Annotated in this window: 15 protein-coding genes and 1 other annotated feature; of the genes, 4 read left to right on the top strand and 11 right to left on the bottom strand. The window is 44.8% G+C overall.

Going from position 1 to position 15,136, the window contains the following annotated elements; genetic code table 11:
- On the bottom strand, nucleotides 1-891 hold the full coding sequence (locus ACYCS5_RS23970; protein ID WP_013309768.1) for a carbohydrate ABC transporter permease: 891 nt from the start codon (nucleotides 889-891) through the stop codon (nucleotides 1-3).
- Between the two features lie 93 nt (nucleotides 892-984).
- A complete protein-coding gene (locus ACYCS5_RS23965) occupies nucleotides 985-2,328 on the bottom strand; it encodes an ABC transporter substrate-binding protein (RefSeq protein WP_250244585.1) in 1,344 nt (447 codons plus the stop codon).
- Nucleotides 2,329-2,836: 508 nt separating this feature from the next.
- Between ACYCS5_RS23965 and ACYCS5_RS23960 the strand changes: the two genes are divergently transcribed.
- Nucleotides 2,837-3,766 (top strand): ArsR/SmtB family transcription factor, encoded by a 930-nt coding sequence (locus tag ACYCS5_RS23960; protein WP_029516749.1) that lies wholly within the window; start codon nucleotides 2,837-2,839, stop codon nucleotides 3,764-3,766.
- A gap of 56 nt (nucleotides 3,767-3,822) precedes the next feature.
- Here ACYCS5_RS23960 and ACYCS5_RS23955 read toward each other — a convergent pair whose 3' ends face one another.
- Together ACYCS5_RS23955 and ACYCS5_RS23950 are read right to left on the bottom strand one after the other, a co-directional pair.
- Nucleotides 3,823-4,533, bottom strand: coding sequence for a DUF1361 domain-containing protein (locus ACYCS5_RS23955; protein ID WP_069011353.1), 711 nt, complete (start codon nucleotides 4,531-4,533; stop codon nucleotides 3,823-3,825).
- A gap of 95 nt (nucleotides 4,534-4,628) precedes the next feature.
- Complete coding sequence (locus ACYCS5_RS23950) at nucleotides 4,629-5,237, bottom strand: DUF1349 domain-containing protein (RefSeq protein ID WP_029516748.1); 609 nt, start codon at nucleotides 5,235-5,237, stop codon at nucleotides 4,629-4,631.
- 189 nt (nucleotides 5,238-5,426) lie between these two features.
- Nucleotides 5,427-5,665: a binding site (T-box leader), on the top strand.
- 43 nt (nucleotides 5,666-5,708) lie between these two features.
- Between ACYCS5_RS23950 and ACYCS5_RS23945 the strand changes: the two genes are divergently transcribed.
- Nucleotides 5,709-6,893 carry an aminotransferase class I/II-fold pyridoxal phosphate-dependent enzyme gene (locus tag ACYCS5_RS23945; protein ID WP_029516747.1) on the top strand — a complete coding sequence of 395 codons (1,185 nt, stop codon included), beginning with the start codon at nucleotides 5,709-5,711 and terminating at the stop codon, nucleotides 6,891-6,893.
- 177 nt (nucleotides 6,894-7,070) lie between these two features.
- Here ACYCS5_RS23945 and ACYCS5_RS23940 read toward each other — a convergent pair whose 3' ends face one another.
- Genes ACYCS5_RS23940 through ACYCS5_RS23925 form a run of 4 tightly spaced genes read right to left on the bottom strand, consistent with a single transcriptional unit; the run spans nucleotide 7,071 to nucleotide 9,277 of the window.
- Nucleotides 7,071-7,631, bottom strand: a complete 561-nt coding sequence (locus tag ACYCS5_RS23940) for a GrpB family protein (protein ID WP_029516746.1) — start codon at nucleotides 7,629-7,631, stop codon at nucleotides 7,071-7,073.
- 20 nt (nucleotides 7,632-7,651) lie between these two features.
- Complete coding sequence (locus ACYCS5_RS23935; protein ID WP_049816950.1) at nucleotides 7,652-8,242, bottom strand: O-acetyl-ADP-ribose deacetylase; 591 nt, start codon at nucleotides 8,240-8,242, stop codon at nucleotides 7,652-7,654.
- A gap of 32 nt (nucleotides 8,243-8,274) precedes the next feature.
- Nucleotides 8,275-8,667 (bottom strand): hypothetical protein, encoded by a 393-nt coding sequence (locus ACYCS5_RS23930; RefSeq protein ID WP_029516744.1) that lies wholly within the window; start codon nucleotides 8,665-8,667, stop codon nucleotides 8,275-8,277.
- A 22-nt stretch (nucleotides 8,668-8,689) separates the two neighbouring features.
- The gene (locus tag ACYCS5_RS23925) at nucleotides 8,690-9,277 is read right to left on the bottom strand and encodes a TetR/AcrR family transcriptional regulator (RefSeq protein ID WP_459760222.1); all 588 of its coding nucleotides are present in this window, start codon (nucleotides 9,275-9,277) and stop codon (nucleotides 8,690-8,692) included.
- 195 nt (nucleotides 9,278-9,472) lie between these two features.
- On the opposite strand from ACYCS5_RS23925, the gene ACYCS5_RS23920 reads away from it, so the two are divergent.
- Nucleotides 9,473-10,708, top strand: a complete 1,236-nt coding sequence (locus tag ACYCS5_RS23920; protein WP_340955108.1) for an MFS transporter — start codon at nucleotides 9,473-9,475, stop codon at nucleotides 10,706-10,708.
- Nucleotides 10,709-10,794: 86 nt separating this feature from the next.
- On the opposite strand, the gene ACYCS5_RS23915 is transcribed toward ACYCS5_RS23920, so the two are convergent.
- From ACYCS5_RS23915 to fabF, 3 genes are all read right to left on the bottom strand, one after another.
- The gene (locus ACYCS5_RS23915) at nucleotides 10,795-11,535 is read right to left on the bottom strand and encodes a zinc ribbon domain-containing protein (RefSeq protein WP_029516741.1); all 741 of its coding nucleotides are present in this window, start codon (nucleotides 11,533-11,535) and stop codon (nucleotides 10,795-10,797) included.
- Between the two features lie 107 nt (nucleotides 11,536-11,642).
- Nucleotides 11,643-12,596 (bottom strand): helix-turn-helix transcriptional regulator, encoded by a 954-nt coding sequence (locus ACYCS5_RS23910; protein ID WP_029516740.1) that lies wholly within the window; start codon nucleotides 12,594-12,596, stop codon nucleotides 11,643-11,645.
- 293 nt (nucleotides 12,597-12,889) lie between these two features.
- A complete protein-coding gene (gene fabF / locus ACYCS5_RS23905) occupies nucleotides 12,890-14,128 on the bottom strand; it encodes a beta-ketoacyl-ACP synthase II (RefSeq protein ID WP_029516739.1) in 1,239 nt (412 codons plus the stop codon).
- 163 nt (nucleotides 14,129-14,291) lie between these two features.
- Between fabF and ACYCS5_RS23900 the strand changes: the two genes are divergently transcribed.
- Nucleotides 14,292-15,131 (top strand): helix-turn-helix transcriptional regulator, encoded by an 840-nt coding sequence (locus tag ACYCS5_RS23900; protein WP_459760221.1) that lies wholly within the window; start codon nucleotides 14,292-14,294, stop codon nucleotides 15,129-15,131.
- Nucleotides 15,132-15,136 lie beyond the last annotated feature (5 nt).

The raw sequence follows: 15,136 nt of genomic DNA, 5'->3' as shown, positions 1-15,136 counted from the left end.
TCAATCCCCATCAAAGGACGATTTTTCATTCATTTTGAATTGAATCAAAGTTACGATAAAAATGAAGATGCCGAGAATCATAGCCATCGCGGAGGCATATCCCATTTGCAGGTTTTTAAATGCCTTATCCCAAATATAAAAGACGATTGAGGCGGATGAGTATTCCGGACCCCCTGTAGGTGTCATAATGTTCATTTCAGTAAAGATTTGTGAACCACCAATGATATTAGTTACGACCAGGAAGAAGGTTACTGGTTTCACCATTGGCCATGTGATATTGCGGAACATTTGGAATCCGCTAGCTCCATCTAGCTCTGCTGCTTCATAATAAGAGCGAGACACGCTCTGCAGGGCTGCCAAATATAGCAGCATCGTATATCCAAGCCCCTTCCAGACGGTCATGAGAATCAAGGCCGGCTTGACCGTATCCTTATCCATTAGCCAGTTAGGACCCTTAATACCGAATATTTCGAGGAATTGGTTCACCAAACCATAGTCCCCGTTGTATGCCCAGTTCCACATAATAGAAACGGCAGCCAACGAAGAAATAACCGGGATATAGTAAATCACACGAAATGTTGTCGTACCTGGAATCTTGCGATTCAGACCTAGTGCCAGCAGTAAAGCTAGTACAAGACCGATTGGAATACCTAGCATTAAGAAAAGAGTATTGTACATCGATTTATAAAAGAGCTCATCGCTAAATAAATCTTTAAAATTGTCGAGACCAATAAAGTTCATTTGTCCCAATCCGTCCCAGTCTGTAAAAGAGCCGTATAATGAATAGACAAACGGGAATAACGTAAAGATTAGCAGACCGAGAATAGGTGGAAGAATAAATAAGTATCCATATACCTTCTCTTTGCGGTAGAGATTAGATTTGGTTATCACAGGGCTCACCTCTGTTTCTAATTTGGAATGAAGATGATGTTAGCAGCATGATATTCAGCCACTAACATCATCCTTTTTTCCTCTATTTACGCATTATTTCTGTGATTTTTTCTCTTGCTCCACCGCTTTATCCAGCAGTTTCTGCATCTTCGGTTGTTCTTGTTTCACATAATCTGCCGCCGTAATTTTACCATCCAGCACAGGTTGAATATCTGTGAAGAAAATATCGTACCATTCTGCATTATACGTATAGTTGCCTGGTAATGAGCGTCCATAGTCATTCACGATATCAATAAATTCTTGTTTATTGTTAGGCTTGGTTTTCGTATCTTTGGACCATTCATCAGCCATGTCCAGCAGATTCGGAATTTGTACCTTGGCATCTACAAGCTGCTTCATTCCTTCTTTAGAAGTCGTCAAATAGTTAACCAGTTCAACAGCTTCATCCGGGTATTTTGTTTTAGAGGAAACGCCGATACCCAGAGAACCAATCCATGTTGCTGATTTGCCAGTCGATCCGGCTGGGAACGGCAGCAAATCATATTCGAATGGCAGTTTTTCAAATGTACTCATATCCCAAGGACCTACCGGGAAGAATGCCATTTCACCCTTCATCCAACGTTGGTATGTGTCCAATGTTTGCGATTGTTCAATACCAGGTGTGATTTTATATTTGTTTTGCATGTCAGCAAAGTACTGAAGCGCTTCCGCAAATTTCGGATCATCAATCGTTACTTTAGTTTTGCTCTCATCCAGCCAGTCAGCCCCATTACTCCATACAAAGGCTTGCAATGCCCACTGAACGTTAAAGCCTGTACCGTATTGATCTGGCTTGCCGTCACCATTGGTATCTTTGGTCAACTCTTGGCTAACCTTGATAAATTCATCCCATGTATACGGTTTGTCTTTGTCAGGCAAGGGAACGCCCGCTTTTTCGAACATCGTTTTGTTGTAGCCGAGTGCGAATGGACCTAAATCCTTCGGCATACCGTAAATATCTCCTTGGCCGGCCATTTTACCGTCATAGCGATACAAATCCACACCGTATTTCCAAATGTTATCCAGTTTAATATCCTTGTTCTTCTCAATGTAAGGCGTGAGATTCTTCAACACCCCACTGTTTACATAAGCTTTCACATCTCCAGGGGCAAAGTAAAAGATATCTGGAAGATTGTTTCCTGTAATTGCAGCTCTAAGCTTTGTGGCATATTGATCTGCTGCAGTCACGACCATTTTAACCTTTACGCCAGGATGTTCCGCTTCAAATTTCTTGATTACTTCCTTATAAGCCTTTTGTTCATCTGTGCCACCACGGAACATGAATGTCAGTTCCTTACTTCCATCACTACTGGAACTTCCCCCACTACAACCAGCCAGTGCAGCCACCATTAACAACAGAACAACCATTGTTATTGCAAAACCTTTTTTCTTTATCAACGCGACCCCTCCTAAATTTAAATGAAACCGCATACATTTAGTGTTAAAATAACTTTATACCACTCGGCCTAATCTTTAACTGTGCGGTACACAACCCGTTGTTGATTGCCGCTGTGATTATCATCCCTCTCATGTACCATATAATTAACATTTTACTTTATCAATAATGAATTCGTTTACAAACAAAATATAGCATGCCTTTCCTCGGTTCGTCAATGTATTTTTCAATCTTTTTAAATAATTATAAAACATAGATTAGAGTAACATGGAAAGCAAAATTAAATCGTATTTAAGTTAACTTTTATCGAAATAATCAGTGATAAAGCTTAAATACGATTTATTTTTGAAGTAATTCTTAATTCGAAGTTTAATTTTCTCCCCTCTTTATTTAGTAAAAAAAATTTACAAAAAAGCAGTTTACTTCTTTTTGATTTTATTTTAACATAAATCAAAGTAAATATATAAGCGCTTACATCACAATTTTTATAGATAAGGATGGTCTATAGCTATGATTTATATTAAGGACTTAATGTCAGGATTAGATATTTTTAAAGCACTGGGTTCAGAAATCCGCATTCAAATTCTCGAGTTACTTGCCTACCAGGGACAAAGTATGAATGACATTGCTAACAAACTTAATTTGAGCAACGGTACCATTACAATGCATATTCGAAAATTGGAAGAATGCGGCCTTGTGGAGATCAATACCGTGAGCGGCAAGCACGGCACCCGAAAAATGTGCTATTTGAACAAGGATAAACTGATGGTAGATTTGCGCAGTAGAGAACAAAAAAATGTGTATGAGGTTGAGATTCGCGTAGGTCATTATAGTAACTATCAAGCGTCCCCCACTTGTGGATTGGTGACCCGAGACAGCATTATTGGCGATTTTGATGATCCACGCTATTTTGCAGATCCCGGGCGGCTGGAGTCGGAAATGATCTGGATGGCTGAGGGCTTTTTGGAATACCGTATCCCCAACTATCTGAAAGCGAATCAATCCTTTAAAGAAATTCAATTCTCCGCAGAACTGGGCTCAGAAGCACCCTGCTATTGTGAGGAATATCCCTCCGATATTTGTTTTCACATTAACGGTATCCCTATTGGGCACTGGACCAGCGCCGGAGATTTTGGAGAAGTGCCGGGGGTTCTCAATCCAGATTGGTGGCCACCGCATCTGAATCAATATGGTATGCTCAAATTAATTCGCATCAATCAACAAGGCAGCTTCATTGATGGGTGCCGCATTTCCGAGGTCACAATAGATGATATTAACCTTAATTATAAAAGCGACATTACACTCCGTTTATCTGTAACCGATGAATCAGAAAACAAAGGAGGACTCACTATTTTTGGCAAAAGATTCGGGAATTTCAGTCAGGATCTGCTTGTGCGCGTGCTTTACGATGTGCATGGGGAGGACAACGCCAACTCCTGACTCACCACATGTAAAAATAGGCCGAAGCCTGTATTCATGGAATACATGTCCTCGGCCTAAACATCCTGATCCTCACTTAAAGAGATATAGATCAATAAATAAAAAATGACTGCTATCCCAAACACCAGCCAGCAAAAGGACAGCAAATGAAGCCTAGGTCCAGCATATACTCCCCAGCTCCAAATATCCGTAAGGAGCACCAGTGGCTGCAACAACACATCCCAGCTATTCCAGCGAGCAAATCTGCCTATATATACGCCTATGCTGTCCAGCCACAACAACACCAAAACTACAGCCCATGCGAGCCCCTTTGAACAAATCCTCCTCAGCATATGATGGATCACCAACACACAAAGGGATGTAAGAAAAAGGCCAAGCCCTGCTGCTGAAAAAGACGTAAATAAGATTAACCAAAATTGGGTGTTCAACCAAAAACGTGTATCAGGATTCACATCGTAAAAACGAAACGCATGAAGTAACTCAGTCACCAAATAGAGAGCATTCGGCAGAAAAAACAACCATACAATTAAAGAGAAAAATAAAAGAATACTCCTCACTTTTGTACTTCGCAGTCTGGATAAAGCCATCATGCCGAGAGTGATAAAGACCGGAACCCAGGCCAGGAATATATCCCAGTACAGAAATTGATACATCCTCGTTCCGCTTGTGGACTGTAAATACATAATGAGCCCGAAACAGCCCAACGTAGCTACAAGCAGCACTCCCAACAAACTGGGCAGCTTGTAACCCTTCCTTCTTAACAGCAAGTTTCCATCTACCTCCTGCCTGAGTTGCGTATATACGTCTTTTCTAATCCTAATTTTATAACGCTTTCATATTAAGAAAGAGGGTCTTTGTCTGTTTACTCCACGTTTCGTATGTCCTCAGATACATGGTTTGTTATCGTCAAGGCATCAAAGGTAACAGCACAGCCCTCCCCCACGGGAGATTGAGCAACAACTCCGACTTTTAGCTGGTTAGGAACATTCATCCCAAAATATCTCGCCAGCTTCCAATGCTGACCATCTGATGAATAATGAAATGCAAAGCAATTTCCAGCTCGTGCCACTCGTAAATACGGATTGGACACGTCCATCGCCCCAGAGATACAATCATCAGATGTATCCCGAGTGACCACACTAAGAATAGATGGAATGCTTTCGAAATATTCAAAACACAGCTTAGCCCAGCGGGTATCATCCGCCATTATCATCAAACATCCTGAATCATAAGGCTGCTTCATATCAACACGAACCCTCGTCCATATTGTAAAATCACCTTGAAGCGTTGTATGCAAAAAAGGTGCGGACGATTTAGTCGCTGCGCCGGACGGATCCCTAAAGAAATCTGCCTGTGAAGGTGCAAAAATTTGCAAAGACTTGGTATCATCAAATCTCCATTCTGTCGGCTCATTGATCCAGCTCCAATCCGCCGGCAAAACTTCACCGCTAAAGCGTTCAAATACGTTCATATGGATACCATTCCTCTCTGGCAATATAGTCATATAACACATTGAAATCTGGGGCACAATCCCCTTGATACCACTATATACGTTATTTTCCAGTCGTCAATAATGATGATATGTCTTTAGAGTTTATGAAAAAAAGACTTGCCATCCTGAAATGTTGTGCTTATAATTACACCTAACTTGATACGGTAACAAATTTCAATGACGAGAACGAGTAAGCTATACAGCGGATTTGCAGAGAGTTGGGGCAGGTGAAAGCCAACATTCCGAGGGTAGCCGAACGCCATCTCTGAGAAGCGGGCTGAACCTGAAGTAAGCTCTGCCGCCTTTCCAGCGTTAACCGGAACACGTATTGATGGATACGTGAACAGAGTGTCATTTCCTATGGAATGAAACTAGGGTGGTAACACGGGTATAAACTCGTCCCTTTTACAGGGGCGGGTTTTTTTGTTTTTCAAAAAGGAGGAAATCATCATGACAAATGTATCGACAGTAGTATCTATAACCGATTTTTTGACTCCAGCTGTACGGGAAATGCCGCCTTCAGGCATCCGTAAGTTTTTCGAATATAGTACAGGCAGAAAAGATATTGTATCGCTTGGTGTCGGTGAACCCGACTTTGTAACCCCTCAACATGTCAGAAAGGCCTGTATCACAGCACTGGAAAATGGCAAAACATCATACACACCAAATGCCGGTCTTCCTGAGCTTCGTGAGGAGATTGCCGGGTATCTGGAGAGCAACTTCAACACATCCTACAACCCGACAGATGAAATCATGGTTACCATTGGCAGCAGTGAAGCCCTAGATTTGGCACTACGCGCCCTCATCTCAACACACGATGAAATACTCATTCCGGCTCCATGTTATATTTCGTATTCGCCCATCACGTTTCTGAACGGAGGACATACCGTAACGGTTGAAACCTCTGCGAATCAGCAGTTCAAGCTGACAGCTGAGGCACTTCAAGCCAAGCTGACTCCACGATCCAAAGTGCTTATTCTCTGTTACCCGAATAATCCAACGGGTGGGGTGATGACCTATGAGGATTGGCTACCGATTGCCCGCCTGGTTGAGGAGCATAATCTTGTCGTCATATCAGACGAAATTTATGCTGAACTGACCTATGGACAGAAGCATGTAAGCTTCGCTGCTCTGCCAGGAATGAAAGAGCGCACCCTGCTCATCAGCGGCTTTTCCAAAGCATTTGCGATGACAGGCTGGAGGGTCGGCTATGTGTGTGGCCCCAGAGAGTTGATTTCAGCTATGCTGAAGATTCATCAATATACCGCCATGTGCGCTCCTATTATCGGGCAAATTGCCGCTATTGAATCCCTGCGTAACGGGCTGGAGGAAAAAGATCGTATGATGGAGTCCTACAATCTGCGTAGAAAATGGTTCGTTGAAGGCCTATGTCAGACAGGACTGCCATGTCACGAACCAAACGGTGCCTTCTATGCTTTTCCCTCCATTATGCACACAGGGTTAAACTCAGAGCAGTTTGCCAAGCGGTTGCTGGAAGAAGAAGGAGTCATTACTGTACCCGGTTCCGCATTTGGCTCAGGCGGCGAGGGCTTTATCCGCTGCTCGTATGCATCATCGCGAGATCAGTTGGAAATGGCTTTAGAGCGCATTAGCGCATTTTTGAAGCGCCTGTAAATGCGATTTTTCCTATCTTGAAATGAACATGAGTACTGGATGAACCCTACTGTAACAGCTTCTGAATAAGCTTTTTCTGGTGTGCTGGCAAGCCTTCCGGCCATTCCCCTACACGGCAATAACAAATGTCGGAGACTTCAGCGCTTGGTCGGAAAGTACCCGGAATGTCCGGTCGTCCTAGTCTTTAGGATGTCCGATATTCAGAACGTTTTGCACAAAATCAGTCTTGGCATCCGTGTACGCTTCACGATCATGCTGATTTTCCATCGCCAGCCGCCTTTTTAATACATCATATTGCTGAATCAGCTCAGGCTGTTCACGAAGTCGGTTCCGAAACAATAGCTGCCGATCCCAATGCTCATCAGATTTCAGTATGAGATGCAGATGTCCCTTTCTTTGATCCTGTTCCACTTTAACCAAAAATCTTCTCCATTCCCGACCGTCCAATTCAGGCGGAACATAGTTCCAGCCTGCTGGTTGTAAAGTAGACACGATCTGTTCCAGTTGATCCCAAGATTCTAATTTTGCCATTATGTCAATAATGGGCTTAGCGGAAAGATTGGGAATTGCCGTGCTTCCTATATGTTCGATTTCCGTCACCTTAAACGGCAGTAATAACTCCCGCAACTGGTGAATGATCTTTAGGCCCTGCTCTGACCAGGCAGGATCAGGATTCACTATTTTTACAGGCTCCGTAGCCCACACCGGCCAATGTTCCTGGTTTTGCTCCTCATGCATTCATGATCCCCCCCTAATTTCTATTCATGTATTCTCTCTTCAACTGTATCTTTTTGAATATCCTTAACACCATCTTGTAACTTACGGCTGTATAACTGAGCATTTTCCGCATCAAAACAAACAAAAATAATCTCATTCAAACCGGCATGTTCACGTACAAAACGTGTCACTTCCTGTATAGCAATATCCGCCGCCTTTTCTTTGGGGAAACAGTAGATGCCTGTGCTGATATTCGGAAAAGCAATGCTTCGTGCATTCAGTTCTAAAGCTAATTGGAGTGCATTATGGTAGCATTTCGCCAATAGCTCCTCTTCCCGATGGTCGCCACCATTCCACACAGGGCCGACGGTATGAATAACATATTGGGCATCCAGCTTGCCAGCTGTGGTATAAACTGCCTCTCCTACGGGACATCCACCCTGCTTGTTTCTGATACTTACACAATCTTCTAAGATAGCCGGACCGCCAGCCCTATGAATCGCGCCGTCTACGCCACCGCCACCCAGCAAGCTTGTATTGGCTGCATTGACAATAATATCCGCCTTACAACGGGTAATATCCCCTTGCAACACACGTATTGTCACGTTCAATAGTTCAATTTGGGTATCCATTGATCCTCTCCCTCTTCTAAAAATCAACTCGTTTATATAGTCATCTTATAGTCTCTACAGGCAATTTCTACTATATCGTCATAGGTTTTCAACATATAGTGCTTTAGATTTTTCCCCCGTGCGCTTGCTACTGTAGCTAATAACGGCGTATCTATAAGCTCATCAAAGCTGCTGCCCTGCGTATATTCCCGTTCAGACATGTGCAAAGCGACGTCCAATTCAATCATGTTGAAGTAGTAGACTTCTGTAAATATCAGTTCATAAGGCACAAAATCATCTGCTGCTTCCGTTGCCAGCCCCCCATTAATCTCTCCCTTTAAAATCAGCTCCTTCTTCGAATAATTCATATGCACATGGTCCAAATAGATCGCATCTCGTCCATACAATACTCCAATCGGGGTTTGAACGGCCTTTATCTGTGGCATCCACGCTCCCCTCCCTTCATCTCTATTTCCCATCCAGCAACATAAGTGCGGTCGCAACCGCATGATCCACAAAAGAACGCTCTGGGCGTGATTTCATCATCACGGTAATCCCGATTAACAAAGAGACCAACATATGCGCTAAAGCCCGTGCATCCATAGTCGCCTCAAGCTCCCCAGATTGAATACCACGTTCGAGGGTCTCCTGAAAGACAGCAGAAAGATACATTTGATGTTCTCTAGTTAAAATTTCGAATTTTTCATCATGAGGGGCTAATTCTACCATCGTGTTGATGCAAAAGCATCCCTTATTGGGTCCCTCCTCGTACTCTTCTGCCACCACTCCTCCAAAAAAATTGTAAAATGCTTCTTTTACAGATGAACTATTTTGCAGTTTAGCCCTTACACAAGCTGCATGAGATTGCGTATATTTGCGCAGCGCGGCTTCGAATAATTGCTTCTTGTCTCCAAAAGCAGCGTAAATGCTAGGACGCTGAATTCCCATTTTTAAGGTTAAATCGCTTAAAGAGGTAGCCTCGAATCCTTTTTCCCAAAAAATTTGTATCGCTGCATCCAACGCTTGATCTTCATCAAATTCCCGTGGTCGAACCATAAGCAGCTCCTTCTTTTCGTATCGTTCAGTATATTAAGATTGTATGATTACGAAAAGGAACTGTCAAATATGTACAGGATAAACTCTTGACATAACATATATGCACGAGTTATATTGACCTAAATTAATTACATACCAATCGGTATATTATACTTAACGGTATGTAACTTACAGAAAGCGATGTGGTATGTGAAAATGAAGACGTCAGAAGAAAAAGCGGTACTCTTCCCTCATCAAACGGTAGCAAATGCTACCGAAACAGCCCCCATTCCCTCCCTGTCCCGATCTGTGGCACTCCTATTTGCCATAGCCTGCGGGCTCGCTGTCGCTAACATTTACTATGCACAGCCACTGCTGGATGCGCTGGCAAATGAATTTGGCATTACGCACTCATCGGTAGGCATGGTCATTACCATCACGCAAATTTGTTATGCATTGGGTTTATTGCTGCTCGTCCCGCTTGGCGATCTTTTGAATCGACGGCGGCTGATTGCTGGGCAAATGCTACTGTCCGTGCTGGCATTAAGCGTGGTTAGCTTTGCTCCTACTCGTACAATACTGCTTATGGGAATGGCAATGGTTGGACTGCTGGCTGTAGTTACTCAAACACTCGTGGCTTTCGCCTCTACCTTGGCTAATCCGACTGAACGGGGTAAGGTCGTAGGTCTGGTGACCAGTGGAGTCGTTATCGGCATTCTGCTTGCACGAACCGTGGCCGGTGTATTAACTGATCTGGCAGGCTGGCGTTCAGTTTACCTTGTTTCTGCTATACTTACGCTGTTTATGGCTGTAGCTCTGTTGCGGGTGTTGCCAAAGAACGAACCCACGAGTGCGGCACTTTCCTATCCGCAGCTGCTCCGATCGGTTATCTTGTTGTTCGTGCAAGAACGAATTCTACGCATTCGCGCTGTCCTTGCGTTGCTCATTTTTATGGCATTCAGCATATTGTGGACTTCGCTTGTGTTACCTCTCAGTGCCCCGCCTCTATCTCTTTCACATACAGCCATCGGAGCCTTTGGCCTGGCTGGAGTCGCCGGAGCATTAGCAGCAGCACGAGCAGGGCGTCTTGCTGATCAAGGCTTGGGACAACGGACGACAGGTATCGCACTCGTTGTATTGCTGCTGTCCTGGTTACCTATCCGCTACACCGAGCATTCTTTGTTCGCTTTAGTTCTTGGCGTAATACTTTTGGATTTGGCCGTACAGGCTGTACATGTCACCAACCAAAGCTTGATTTTCAATGTTCGCCCTGAGGCACGGAGCCGACTTACCGCAGGCTACATGATATTTTATTCCATCGGTAGCGCCACCGGGGCTATTGCTTCCACTCATATGTACATCTATGCCGGATGGAACGGGGTGTGTCTATTAGGAGCTGGTGTCAGTGCTCTGGCTCTCATCTTTTGGGCTGTGACCCGACGTTCAACTTGATGGGGAGAATGCTATGGATTGAATCAGAAAAAACCGCCGGGTCCACGACAATGACCGGGTGGTTCTCTTCTGTCACGACAAAATCATCACTTGATTGCGATATAAATCAAAACAGGTTCATCAGGACTGCCATACACTTCAAAATCACCTGTGTATGTCCGCTCCCCTTGTCCCGTGGCAGCCCACTCCCAGATCGTCTGCCATACTCGGAAGATAGAAGAGGGTTCCTGAGTTGTCTGAAAAATGGCGTAGCGTGCAGCCGGAATAACAAGTTCTTCAAGATCGTCAGGAGTTTGGAAATCAACAGCCGCTTCCTTCCCGATAAAGAATGTATACTCGCCCAAAGCTCCATTTTCATAGTCAGTATAGCAACCATAGACGGAAGCAGATCCTTCATGCCCCCTGATCCGACCTGGCACACCCTCGCTCCAAAAACGTTCCCACATATTTGGAATGATCCCGTGAGATGTTTGTTCCTTCTGATTATTTGTACGTGCTTTTAGTCCAATTAAATGGATTTCACCTCGGTATTCCTCCCGAATGGGTCCATCAAGTTGAAGCTCTGTATCCTCTAAAGACCTCCACCTTTTCAAATGCGGTAGGTAATTACGCAGCATCGAAGTCGCTTCTTCTGCCTGCATCCCCTCTTCTACCAGGATAGGCACACACTGCTGAATCATCCCCTCCATAGTCAATTCAGGCTGTACAAATTCGCCTTCCTTGTAACAATACTTGCAATACTCATCCGTTTTATGATGTTGTGCATCCGTTCCATATTGGTCCTCATGCTCCAGCGGCATCCCACAACTTTGACAAGCTTTATCCATCCTCGTAAATCCCCTTTCGCTATCTGATATCAGGTATGCCACCAGTATAACGAAACAAACCTGACAACTATGGGTCAGGTTTGTTTTACTTTAATCTAAGAATTCCTTTATGATTCCCGAACTTCTTCGTAATTAGACGCAATACGCAGCGCCATCTTATGAATCTTATCCCGCAAATGGGCTGGTTCTTTGACAACCACATCCGGTCCCAGGCTTAAAATAAATCCGTACGCCCATGCATCCTCAGGAAACGGGACCGAGACCGTATAGATCCCTTCCTCCTGCTCGGTCAATGCTTCTACGCCAAACCAGTCCTCCGCCAGATGCCTTGAGTTACGGTTAAATTGTAGCGTAAATGGTTGTACGGCCCTGGATACCTCCATCCGCCCCTCATTCCACGGCAACACTTCATAAGAAAGATCCCTGCGAGCAAAAACGGTCTCTGTAACCACAAGGTCACTCATGCGGGAAAGCTTGAATAGACGAAACTGCTCCCTATCGGGACAATATGCATATACAAACCATTGTTGTCCTTTCAGAACGAGCGTATGCGGTTCAACATTCCGTTCTGTAATGGCTCCCCCCGCATTTCGATAGGTAAAGGCGACAGTGCGCGCTTGGCTCATTGCTTCTTTTACCTTTATCAATTTGCCTTCCTGCGCAGCCCGATTTCCCCATCCCGAATGATCGACGATAAACTGTGTGGTATGGACACTAAATTGCTCTTTCCCAGACTCTGGTATAATACTTTCAAATTTATGAAGTAACCGCGACACATTCGGGCCGCCCAACGACGAGGACAAACTCTGCAGCCCCATTACAATGTCCTTGACATCATGATCCGTCAACATACTGCGATCCAGGCGGTATCCTTCCATCAAGCCGATCCCCCCATTGGCTCCCTGATAAGTCACCACCGGAATACCTGCCATACTAATCGCTTCAATATCTCTATAGATCGTCCGGATCGAAACCTCATATAAATCAGCCAGTTCCTTCGCTTGTATTCTATTTTTCTTTAGTAGCAAAATGACGATAGAAAGCAATCGGTCAATTTTCATTTTTTCAAAACCTTTCACCATTAATAAAAATAAGCCATGAACTCCTCATCGTATTCCTTCATCTTACTCTATCTCTTATCTTGGGATTTAGCAAAAATCCATTGAGCGACTTTCAATAAACAAGATATAGATCGAAATGGTTTAGTTCGTCTATATCTTGCACTTCAGAGCCACTAGTATCGAATTTTGCAAAATCCGGATCTAAAATGAATCTGTTATTCTTCAATTAAAATAACCTCAGGTACTCTATCCAGCCGAATAGAATGCCTGAGGTTTCAATAACTCCTTACAAATTATGATTCGTAGCGCTTCAGCACAATGACCGCATTATGACCACCGAAGCCGAAAGAATTAGATAGCCCAATATTTAGTAGAGCCTTGCGCGCTTCGTGAGGCACATAATCCAGATCGCAAGCCGGGTCCGGATTGTCCAGGTGCATCGTTGGTGGAATGATGCCCTCCCGTAGGCTTTGCACAAGCGCAATCGCTTCGACCCCGCCCGCAGCTCCCAGCATATGACCCAGCATGGACTTATTCGCAGTAACCGGAATCTGATAGGCATAGTCGCCAAACAGTTTGTGGATTGCCAAAGTTTCAGCGGTATCCCCTACAGCTGTACTCGTTGCGTGGGCACTGATCACGTCCACTTCTTCCGGGGAGATGTGAGCCGAACGAAGGGCCGCTTTCATCGCCAAGTAAGCTCCGGTTCCTTCGGGATGCGGTGCAACCATGTGATAAGCATCCGAACTCGCTCCATAACCGATGACCTCACCATAGATTTCCGCTCCCCTCCGGGTAGCGTGCTCCAGCGACTCCAGTACTAGGATGCCTGCTCCTTCGCTCATGACAAAACCGTCACGATCTTGATCAAACGGCCGGCTTGCTATCGAAGGCTCCTCGTTACGTGTGGACAAGGCTGTTGCATTAGCGAAACTTGCCAAGGCCAATCGGGACACCGCTGCTTCAGCTCCACCGGCAAATATGACATCCGCATCTCCTGTACGAATCGTCCGAAACGCCTCTCCAATTGCTGTATTCCCAATAGAGCAAGCCGTCACGGGGGAAAGCGTAGGTCCCATCGCTCCAAACGCGATACTAATTTGAGCAGCAGCCATATTTGAGATCATCATGGGTACCAGCGTCGGGCTAACTCTGCCCGGTCCACGCTGTAGCAGTACATCTACATTGTCCACCAACGTATCCAAACCGCCGACTCCCGATCCCACATAAACACCGACACGCTCCAAATCGGTGTGATCCAGTTCCAGACCGGAATCCTTGAGCGCTTGCTCTGCCGCATATAGTGCAAACTGAGTAAACCGATCCATTCGTCTAGCATCTTTACGTCCCCATTGCTTTTCTGCATCAAAATCCTGTACCAGTCCAGCAATTTGTGCTTTCAAATCGGACACATCGAATGTATCAATTTTACGTATACCTGAATTGCCTTCCAGCAAATTCTTCCACAACGTGTCCACTTCATTACCCAGTGGGGAAACGACACCCATACCTGTTATCACTACTCTTTGCATAAGCTATTCATTCCTCCTGCTCGGTGACTTACTTATAATCCTCATTTTACCCTCGTCTTATCCTATTACAAGTGTTTGTTTATCCTGGTATAATGAACACTACTATAGTATACGCCTTATTGGCTCACTTCGGATATACCCATTGAATGGAGAGAAAATACCTATGAAAACGGAAGCACGTCTGGAAGCACTATCTGTTTTTCTAAAAACAAAAAGAGCCCGCCTACACCCACATATGGTCGGTCTTCCCCAAGGATCACGTCGGAGAACACCAGGCTTGCGCAGAGAAGAAGTCGCTCAGCTGGCTGGTGTCAGTACGACCTGGTATACCTGGCTGGAGCAAGGACGAGATATTAAGGTGTCCGCCTCTGTGTTGGATGCTATTGCTGTCGCATTGCAGTTGAACACAGACGAGCGCAAATATTTGTATGATTTGGCGATCGAGGCTGGGTCTCACAGCCTTCCTGCTCCTGCAGAGCAAGCCGTCATTTCCCCCTCTCTGCAAAAGATCGTACAAGAGCTACACTACTGCCCTGCTATTATTTCAGATCGGCGCTGTCATATTGTCGGCTGGAACGCCGCTGCTGCTCATGTTTTTATGGATTTTGCCGAGCTACCACATGAGCAACGCAATATGATTGAACTGCTATTCACCAAAAAGGAGTTTAAAAGTCTAGCTGTGAATTGGGAACACTTTGTAAAGGGGTTCCTTGCTATTTTCCGCGCTTATTACGGGCAATACGTGACAGATCCCTGGTATGCACAATTTATACAAAATATGAGCCAGGCCTACCCGGAGTTTAACGAGCTTTGGAATCAGAGCGAAGTAAGCTCTGCACCGGAGGTGCTCATTGAATTTCGTCATGCGAAGGCTGGCAAAATGCTATTTGACCTAACTTCTCTTCAGGTACAAGGCAGTGTTGATCTCCGTTGCAGTATCTACACCCCCAATGCGCAAACCTCAACGGAAAGCAAACTCCAAAAGTTAATGGAAGGCAGCTAAAGGAT

This window comes from Paenibacillus sp. SEL3 (assembly GCF_054602585.1).
This window is presented reverse-complemented; position numbering and strand designations above follow the sequence as displayed.

Bases quoted from the DNA above. Each gene is read 5' to 3' on its own strand.
- ACYCS5_RS23945 (WP_029516747.1), top strand. From the start codon at position 5,709: ATGACAAATGTATCGACAGTAGTATCTATAACCGATTTTTTGACTCCA.
- ACYCS5_RS23920 (WP_340955108.1), top strand. From the start codon at position 9,473: ATGAAGACGTCAGAAGAAAAAGCGGTACTCTTCCCTCATCAAACGGTA.
- ACYCS5_RS23940 (WP_029516746.1), bottom strand. From the start codon at position 7,631: ATGCATGAGGAGCAAAACCAGGAACATTGGCCGGTGTGGGCTACGGAG.
- ACYCS5_RS23960 (WP_029516749.1), top strand. From the start codon at position 2,837: ATGATTTATATTAAGGACTTAATGTCAGGATTAGATATTTTTAAAGCA.
- ACYCS5_RS23910 (WP_029516740.1), bottom strand. From the start codon at position 12,596: ATGAAAATTGACCGATTGCTTTCTATCGTCATTTTGCTACTAAAGAAA.
- ACYCS5_RS23930 (WP_029516744.1), bottom strand. From the start codon at position 8,667: ATGCCACAGATAAAGGCCGTTCAAACCCCGATTGGAGTATTGTATGGA.
- ACYCS5_RS23915 (WP_029516741.1), bottom strand. From the start codon at position 11,535: ATGGATAAAGCTTGTCAAAGTTGTGGGATGCCGCTGGAGCATGAGGAC.
- fabF (WP_029516739.1), bottom strand. From the start codon at position 14,128: ATGCAAAGAGTAGTGATAACAGGTATGGGTGTCGTTTCCCCACTGGGT.
- ACYCS5_RS23900 (WP_459760221.1), top strand. From the start codon at position 14,292: ATGAAAACGGAAGCACGTCTGGAAGCACTATCTGTTTTTCTAAAAACA.
- ACYCS5_RS23950 (WP_029516748.1), bottom strand. From the start codon at position 5,237: ATGAACGTATTTGAACGCTTTAGCGGTGAAGTTTTGCCGGCGGATTGG.
- ACYCS5_RS23925 (WP_459760222.1), bottom strand. From the start codon at position 9,277: ATGGTTCGACCACGGGAATTTGATGAAGATCAAGCGTTGGATGCAGCG.
- ACYCS5_RS23935 (WP_049816950.1), bottom strand. From the start codon at position 8,242: ATGGATACCCAAATTGAACTATTGAACGTGACAATACGTGTGTTGCAA.